We start from the raw sequence: 4,791 nt of genomic DNA, 5'->3' as shown, positions 1-4,791 counted from the left end.
CGTTGGCGACCCACTGCATCGATTTCATCAATGAAGATTAAGCAAGGTGCATTTTTCTTAGCCTGTTCAAACATATCACGTACACGTGATGCGCCAACACCTACAAACATTTCTACGAAATCAGAGCCAGAAATAGTGAAGAATGGAACTTTTGCCTCTCCCGCAATCGCACGAGCAAGTAAAGTTTTACCAGTACCTGGAGGCCCTACCATCAAAATACCTTTTGGAATTTTACCGCCCAAATTTTGGAATTTATTCGGATCACGCAAGAAATCAACGATTTCGCCCACTTCTTCTTTTGCTTCATCGCAACCAGCCACATCCGCAAAAGTCACCTTAATCTGATCTTGATTCAACATTTTGGCTCGGCTTTTACCAAAGCTCATCGCTTTGCCGCCACCGCCTTGCATCTGACGCATAAAGAATACCCATACACCAACAAGGAATAACATTGGGAACCAAGAAATTAAAATTTGGGATAAGAAACCACGTCTTTCAAATGGCGTGCCTTCCACTTTCACTTTTTTGCTTAATAAATCATCAAGCAATTTTTTATCTTCAAGTGGTGGCATTACGGTTGAATATTTAGAACCATCGGTTTTCGTTACCGTAATTTCATTGGCATCAAAACGTGCCGCTGTCACTTGTCCGTTGCTTACATCGTAAACAAAGGTTGTATAATCAGTAGAATTTTCTACCGAAGATGAATTGAAACTTTGGTATGCTGTCATCATAATGACTGCCACTACCACCCAAAGCACTAGATTTTTGACCATATCGTTCAAAGTCTAACCTACCTTTCCTAAGTTAAAAAATTTCGTCACAAGATACTACACATCATTAGCAATGAAAAGCTATCAAAGCAATTAACCTTTATAGCCTGTTGCCACAATATATACTTCACGAGATCGTCCACGTGATGCTTCAGGCTTACGCACTTTCACCACATTAAATAAAGAACGAATTTCTCTTAAATATTCATCAAAACCTTCCCCTTGGAAAACTTTAACAACAAAACTTCCTTTGCTTGCCAAGACTTGTTTACACATATCTAAAGCAAGCTCGACCAAATACATTGCACGTGGAATATCCACTGATGGCATTCCACTAAAATTTGGTGCCATATCAGACATCACAACATCAACTTTATCTTCACCTACGCATGCTAATAAAGCATTCAAAACATTTTCATCACGGAAATCACCTTGTAGAAAATCAACGCCTACAATGGGATCCATTTCCAAAATATCACAAGCAATCACACGACCTTTGCCACCAATTTGGCTTACTACGTATTGTGACCAACCGCCTGGTGCTGCGCCGAGATCGACCACGGTCATTCCCTGTTTAAATAATTTATCCGTTTGCTGAATTTCATCAATCTTAAAATAAGCGCGTGATCGCAACTTTTGCTTATGTGCTTTTTGCACAAATTGATCACTAAAATGTTCATTCAGCCAACGAGAAGAACTCGCTGAACGTTTTTTCTTTCCCATAATCTTCTATTTTTTGTAGTCGTTTCGCCTATATTTGGGTACAATCTGTCAAATTCAAGTCGAGGCTGATTGAAATCAATGAAAAACATTGAGAAAATCAACCGCTCTTTTTTATTAGGAATCCTTATGACAACCTTATCAACCAAACAAAAACAATTTTTAAAAGGTCTTGCACACCATCTTAACCCAGTCGTTATGCTTGGTGGAAATGGCTTAACCGAAGGCGTACTTGCTGAAATTGAAAATGCACTTAATCATCACGAACTCATTAAAGTAAAAGTTGCTGGTGCAGATCGTGAAACAAAACAACTTATTATCAATGCGATTGTGCGTGAAACTAAAGCAGCACAAGTACAAACTATCGGGCATATTTTGGTGCTTTATCGCCCAAGCGAAGAAGCAAAAATTCAGCTTCCACGCAAATAACAACAAAAGTGCGGTCATTTTTAACCGCACTTTTTTATTTAAATATAATTCACTTCAATAATATCAAACTCAACGACACCACCAGGCGTTGTAATATTAACGGTATCATCTAATTCTTTACCAATTAAACCTCGTGCAATGGGCGAGTTTACCGAAATTAAACCAGATTTAATGTCCGCTTCATCATCGCCTACAATGCGATAAGTGACTTCTTCATCAGTATTTGTATTTACAAGCACAACTGTTGCACCAAAAATCACTTTACCATTATTTGGCATTTTTGTGACATCAATAATTTGAGCATTACCAAGTTTACCTTCAATCTCTTGAATACGCCCCTCACAAAAACCTTGTTGCTCACGCGCTGCGTGATATTCTGCATTTTCTTTTAAATCTCCGTGCTCGCGGGCTTCTGCTATGGCTTTAATAATTTCTGGACGACGTACATTTTTTAAGAAATCCAATTCTTCTCGTAATTGTTCTGCGCCACGCACAGTCATTGGAATTTGTTGCATTGTTTTTCCTTTTACTAAATAAAACAAAAACCACAGTAAAATTCTAAAATCTTACTGCAGTATTATCAAAAATAAACTTGAAATGAGAAAATGATTTACTCAATTTCATTCGGGGCTTATTATTGTTCGTCTAAAAAAAAATAGCAACCATAACAAACCTAATATGAAAAAATTATCTTCAATTTCTACCGCACTTGGTTCCTTTTTACTTTCAGTGAGTTTTAGCCTTCCAACCTTCGCCAATATTAATGTTTCAGATTTAACACAAAAACTGCCTGAAGGCTCTAACGTAGGTTTCATCGCCAAAAATATAAATCAAAACCAAATTATTGCTGATTATAATGGCTCAACCTTTATGCTTTCTGCAAGCACACAAAAAGTTTTTACAGCCGTTGCCGCTAAACTTGCATTAGGCGATCAATTCCAATTTGAGACCGCACTTTTGAGTAATGGGAAAATTCAAAGTGGGAATTTAGATGGTCACTTAATCGTGCGTTTCACAGGCGATCCTGATCTCACAAGAGGTCAGCTTTATAGCTTACTTGCCGAATTAAAAAAACAAGGCATCAAAAAAATTAATGGCGATTTAGTATTAGATACCTCTGTTTTTTCTAGTCACGACCGAGGATTAGGTTGGATTTGGAACGATCTCACAATGTGTTTCAACTCTCCACCAGCAGCTGCAAATATTGATAACAACTGTTTTTATGCGGAACTAGATGCGAATAAAAATCCAGGTGAAATAGTAAAAATTAATGTGCCTGCACAATTTCCAATTCAAGTGTTCGGACAAGTTTATGTAGCGGATAGCAATGAAGCACCTTATTGTCAGCTCGATGTTGTTGTACACGACAATAATCGCTATCAAGTAAAAGGATGTTTAGCCCGTCAATATAAACCTTTTGGCTTAAGTTTTGCCGTGCAAAATACGGATGCTTATGCTGCCGCGATTATTCAACGTCAATTAAGACAATTAGGTATTGAGTTCAATGGCAAAGTCTTGTTACCCCAAAAACCACAACAAGGTCAGCTATTAGCGAAACATTTATCAAAACCATTACCAGATTTATTGAAAAAAATGATGAAAAAATCCGATAACCAAATTGCCGATTCATTATTCCGAGCGGTGGCATTCAATTACTATAAACGCCCCGCCTCCTTTCAATTAGGCACATTAGCGGTTAAATCCATATTGCAAAAACAAGGAATTCGTTTTGGTAATAGCATTTTAGCCGATGGTTCGGGTCTATCTCGCCATAATCTTGTGGCACCTAAAACGATGCTATCCGTTTTAGAATACATCGCCAAAAACGAAGATAAACTACATTTAATGGAAACTTTCCCCATCGCAGGTGTAGATGGCACGATCAGTGGGCGAGGTGGATTAATTAGCCCGCCATTAGTGAAAAACGTGATTGCTAAAACTGGTTCTTTGAAAGGCGTTTATAACCTAGCTGGCTTTATGACAAATGCGCGAGGGGAAAAAGTGGCATTTGTACAATTTATTAATGGCTACTCAACTGGCGATTTGGAAAGCAAAACAAAACGTGCCCCATTAGTACAATTCGAGCGTAATTTATATAACGAACTCTATAAATATTAAGGTGCTGTAGTAGATAACAACTAAAAATCCTATTTAGGTTAGAATAAACCAATGAGAAAAAGTCACTTAAGCCAGCATAAATAAAATAAACTCATTGAACTGTTTGCCGTAGGTGTCACAGCAAGAACAGCCAGTAAATTGGTTAATGTAAACAAAAATACAGCCACTTATTACTTTCATCGATTACGCTTACTCATTTATCAAACAAGCCCACATTTGGAAATGTTTGAAGGCGAAATTGAAGCCGATGAAAGCTATTTCGGTAGTACTCGAAAAGGCAAACGTGGGCGCAGTGTTGCAGGGAAAGTCGCGGTATTCGGGCTTCTCAAATGAAATGGCAAGGTTTATACCGTCGTTGTCCCTAATGCGCAATCAGAGACATTATTGCCAATTATCCGAGAGAAAGTTAAGCCTGATAGCATTGTGTATACGGATACCTTTCGTGGTTATGATGTGCTTGATGTCAGTGAATTTAGCCATTTTCGCATCAATCACAGCACGCATTTTGCTGAAAATCACAACTACATAAACGGAATTGGGAATTTTTGGAATCACGCAAAACGCCATTTACAGAAGTTTAATGGCATTCCCAAAGAGCATTTTGAGCTGTATTTAAAAGAATGTGAATGGCGTTTTAACAACAGTGAAATAAAATCTCAAATTTCCATTTTAAAACAATTAGTTAAGGGGAGTTTGGTCTAGTGATCTAGTACAGCCCCATAAAAAAGCCCTCGATATTCGAGGGCTTGAT

General features: G+C 37.9%; 5 protein-coding genes and 1 pseudogene. 3 read left to right on the top strand and 3 right to left on the bottom strand.

Features of this window, described 5'->3' with window-relative positions:
- Both HMPREF2813_RS01045 and rlmE read right to left on the bottom strand, forming a co-directional pair.
- The coding region (locus HMPREF2813_RS01045; protein ID WP_148129907.1) for an ATP-dependent metallopeptidase FtsH/Yme1/Tma family protein at positions 1 to 776 on the bottom strand (776 nt) is incomplete at its 3' end.
- 90 nt (positions 777 to 866) lie between these two features.
- Positions 867 to 1,496, bottom strand: coding sequence for a 23S rRNA (uridine(2552)-2'-O)-methyltransferase RlmE (gene rlmE, locus HMPREF2813_RS01040; RefSeq protein WP_013525847.1), 630 nt, complete (start codon positions 1,494 to 1,496; stop codon positions 867 to 869).
- A gap of 126 nt (positions 1,497 to 1,622) precedes the next feature.
- Between rlmE and yhbY the strand changes: the two genes are divergently transcribed.
- On the top strand, positions 1,623 to 1,922 hold the full coding sequence (gene yhbY, locus HMPREF2813_RS01035; protein ID WP_005650404.1) for a ribosome assembly RNA-binding protein YhbY: 300 nt from the start codon (positions 1,623 to 1,625) through the stop codon (positions 1,920 to 1,922).
- Positions 1,923 to 1,960: 38 nt separating this feature from the next.
- Here yhbY and greA read toward each other — a convergent pair whose 3' ends face one another.
- Positions 1,961 to 2,437: a transcription elongation factor GreA gene (greA, locus tag HMPREF2813_RS01030; RefSeq protein ID WP_005650402.1), complete on the bottom strand. Its 477-nt coding sequence runs from the start codon at positions 2,435 to 2,437 to the stop codon at positions 1,961 to 1,963.
- Between the two features lie 163 nt (positions 2,438 to 2,600).
- Between greA and dacB the strand changes: the two genes are divergently transcribed.
- The gene (gene dacB, locus HMPREF2813_RS01025) at positions 2,601 to 4,040 is read left to right on the top strand and encodes a serine-type D-Ala-D-Ala carboxypeptidase (RefSeq protein ID WP_005662415.1); all 1,440 of its coding nucleotides are present in this window, start codon (positions 2,601 to 2,603) and stop codon (positions 4,038 to 4,040) included.
- A 93-nt stretch (positions 4,041 to 4,133) separates the two neighbouring features.
- A pseudogene (locus HMPREF2813_RS09475) lies at positions 4,134 to 4,742 on the top strand (IS1595 family transposase).
- Positions 4,743 to 4,791: the final 49 nt, after the last annotated feature.

Source organism: Haemophilus sp. HMSC066A11 (genome assembly GCF_001811665.1).
Lineage (GTDB): Bacteria > Pseudomonadota > Gammaproteobacteria > Enterobacterales > Pasteurellaceae > Haemophilus > Haemophilus influenzae.
Note: the sequence above shows the minus strand (reverse complement) of the source record. Positions and strands in the feature narration are given on the sequence as shown.

Coding starts and splice junctions, on each gene's coding strand:
- rlmE (WP_013525847.1), bottom strand. CDS start 1,496: ATGGGAAAGAAAAAACGTTCAGCGAGTTCTTCTCGTTGGCTGAATGAA.
- yhbY (WP_005650404.1), top strand. CDS start 1,623: ATGACAACCTTATCAACCAAACAAAAACAATTTTTAAAAGGTCTTGCA.
- greA (WP_005650402.1), bottom strand. CDS start 2,437: ATGCAACAAATTCCAATGACTGTGCGTGGCGCAGAACAATTACGAGAA.
- dacB (WP_005662415.1), top strand. CDS start 2,601: ATGAAAAAATTATCTTCAATTTCTACCGCACTTGGTTCCTTTTTACTT.